Source organism: Moorena sp. SIO3I8 (assembly GCF_010692325.1).
Lineage (GTDB): Bacteria > Cyanobacteriota > Cyanobacteriia > Cyanobacteriales > Coleofasciculaceae > Moorena.
On sequence record NZ_JAAHHW010000256.1, the window covers coordinates 1 to 2,931 of the forward strand.

Annotated in this window: 4 protein-coding genes; 2 read left to right on the plus strand and 2 right to left on the minus strand. The window is 44.0% G+C overall.

Going from position 1 to position 2,931, the window contains the following annotated elements; translation table 11 throughout:
- The coding region (locus F6K51_RS35820) for a hypothetical protein (RefSeq protein ID WP_293030556.1) at positions 1 to 200 on the plus strand (200 nt) is incomplete at its 5' end.
- Positions 201 to 422: 222 nt separating this feature from the next.
- On the opposite strand, the gene F6K51_RS35825 is transcribed toward F6K51_RS35820, so the two are convergent.
- Positions 423 to 2,069, minus strand: coding sequence for a transposase (locus F6K51_RS35825; protein ID WP_293030559.1), 1,647 nt, complete (start codon positions 2,067 to 2,069; stop codon positions 423 to 425).
- Between the two features lie 208 nt (positions 2,070 to 2,277).
- Between F6K51_RS35825 and F6K51_RS38800 the strand changes: the two genes are divergently transcribed.
- Positions 2,278 to 2,550, plus strand: a complete 273-nt coding sequence (locus F6K51_RS38800) for an ARC6/PARC6 family protein (protein ID WP_365940586.1) — start codon at positions 2,278 to 2,280, stop codon at positions 2,548 to 2,550.
- Here F6K51_RS38800 and F6K51_RS35830 read toward each other — a convergent pair.
- Positions 2,435 to 2,725: a hypothetical protein gene (locus F6K51_RS35830; protein WP_293030562.1), complete on the minus strand. Its 291-nt coding sequence runs from the start codon at positions 2,723 to 2,725 to the stop codon at positions 2,435 to 2,437. The genes F6K51_RS38800 and F6K51_RS35830 overlap by 116 nt on opposite strands.
- Positions 2,726 to 2,931 lie beyond the last annotated feature (206 nt).

Consider the following 2,931-nt stretch of genomic DNA (forward strand, 5'->3'; position numbering starts at 1 on the left):
GTAGGGTGTCAGTTGGCTACAGATTGCTGATCAAGTGGTGGTCACCTCAAACCGTGCTACCCATACTATTTCTCAAAGTGCTGGCTAAATACATACATCTTGAGAGGGAGTTCATGGATAAGAAAATGATCTACCCAATATCCGATTTTCATGGCCAGACCATGATCTGTAACCAACCACACAAATGGTATCAAATCTAATTGATTATTTACGAACCTTTACAAATAATATATCATAGTCATAACGATTTTGATTAGTAGGATTTCCTTCAGGTGCGACCCGTGGCGAATTGAATTCTTAATGGTAAGAGCGCACCTAAGTATCCAGTATTAGGAAATACTTGATGGAGCTTTATCCTTGATCCTTCCCAATTACTGCAATTTCTCAATAACCGCTGGTTGACAAATTGGATCAGCAATTTATCAGGCAGGGCTACCCACCAGTCGATGCTCTATAGCCTTTTGTCGAATCAAATCTGGTAAGGGGGGGATTTTGTCATCCCCTCGCAAGCGGGACAGTAAATACGCCCAAAAACAAATCCCTAATTTGCGACAGGTCTTTTTCAGACCAATCATGGTATCTCTGGCTTGAAGTCCGGCCTCAGAGCGAGTGCCACCACTGATTTTTCGACGGGTCACAAATTCTCTGATGTCAGATTCGGCGGCATTATTGTGCAAAGGGATATTGGGTTTGTCGAGCACCCGAAGCAATTGCTCCTTGTTTTGTCTAAATTGGTTCAATGCGTTGCTCAGAGTGGGGTGGTGCAGATAACACCGACCAAAGATTTCATCAAACCGAGCAGATAGGTACTCTTGTTGGTCGGCACTCGGGTGATCTTGATAGGCTTTTAACTGTTGGTAGTACTCCCATAGAAGGCTTTGGACTTCCTCAATGTTGTTTCGAAATTCAGCGGTACTCCCCTCTAATTTGCGGATGATTCGTTCAGCATGAACCCAACACAACCCATGAATGAGAATATTGAACTGTCTGGCTCCATCTGAGAGAATCAGCAATTTTCGGTTAATGCCACTCTCGATTAATCCACCCAGCAGAGCGGCTTCGGTGACCCTCTGTGCTACTTTGGTCTGCACAATGCCAATAGAGTCTAAATAGTCCTGCCATTGCTCAGGGCTATTCCCTAGCACCGTTGAACCAAAACTCAATCGGTTCATATGCTTGTCGGCTAACTTATAGGAAGCTAAATATTGGTGGGCATCCTGATTGAGTACATAAATCGGGGCATTGCCTTGTAATACCGATAAGAAGTTGCGTCGAGTCTTCTGGGGGGTGCTCGCAAAGAAAGTAAACCATTCATTACCAATCACCGTGCAATACCCGTTCTTCCCACTGTGTCGTGCTCCGGTATCATCGGTGTGAACATACTCTGAGCATTCTAATCCTGCCCCTAAAACCGATGCCTGTTCAGTGTGAAACACATCTATTTTTGCGCTGAGGATAGAATTGATTTGACCAACCGATATCTCGATACCCCATTCCAGTAGCTGCTCATGAATCAAAGGTTGCGTCACTCGATTGTGATAGTACTGGTGCAAGATATATCCCACTAGTTGCGGGCCATAATGTCCTGTATTCTGATACTGTGGCGGTAATTGAGCACTAATTACCCCTCCACCTGGTAACACATATTCGGCTAACAAGAAGCGGATGTTATTTCTTTCTATGCGAAGTTCTTGAACATCATATTCTCGGTATCCATTAAATTTTGCCCCAACTGGCAGTTGAGAGGGTTCTATTTTCCATTCGGTGTCCACCACGAAGCTATCTTTCTTACTCCGTTTAGCTGAACCCGGACGTTTACCTTTCCTTTGCTTAAGTTCTAGCTGCTTCCCTTGATTGAGCTTACTCGCACTGAGTTGGGGTTTTTTATTCAGTTTCTTTTTCGCTCGTAACTCTTCCTCCAATTCACGGATGCGCTTGCTTAACTCTTGATTGTGCTTGGCTAGTTCTGCTATCGTTTCAGCCTGTTGTCTGACAAGCGCACGCAGCTCCTCGACCTCATGAAGGTCGCTGAGTTGCTCATTTTTTACTTGCACAGAGTTTTCTAGCATACCTTTGTTTAACCAGATTTATGCACTCTTGACAAGGGGGCTAACTCTATACCTATCTCTTTCACCCCACAGCGGTTATTGAGAAGTTACCATTATACTAAATCCGTTTGTCAAAACCCCTTTATAAAAATCGACCAAATCTTTGTATGCCAGGAATCTATGGCTATGCAGATAAGGGGGGTTTGGGAACAGGATTTGGTATTAGACCATAGCAAAATCACTACATCTTTATCACTACCGGCTAGAGAACAAGAACGCTTACTATACCTATGGCGTCCAAAGTATTGATCAGGTTAATAAATTTGCTGCTAGTGGCGATTGCGCCACCATTGAAGTAACGATCAGTGAAGACCGTACTCTCTACGTCAATGGTAAACCCAGTAGGGATAAACACACTGCCTTTGATACCAGCGTAATTCGCTACACCCTTCATCAGGAAGAGGGAGAATGGAAGATAGCAGAGTACAAGATTGTTGAGTAGTTCCCGGAATAATAGTCAGCAACGCTACTGATTGATACTGGTGCCAGAGATGCTGTCTAAGCAAGTGATTGATTAGAAACCCAGTTGCTAGATGCATCGCCCTCTGAGAATCAAAAACGCGATCGCATAAGCGCGGAAGCTGAGGCCTTTGGCCAAGGTCAATCGCAAAAAACAACACACTAAATAACTATATAGGGTTATTTATACTTATAATATACCTTCAAGTTTCATCTCCCTACTCCCTACTCCCTACTCCCTACTCCCTACTCCCTACTCCCTACTCCCTTTCCTAAATAACATAACTAATACTGATTACTATATCAGTTATCAGCGGTCAGCCACTGGCCAACCGCTGACCGCTGACCGCTGAATGCTTACACA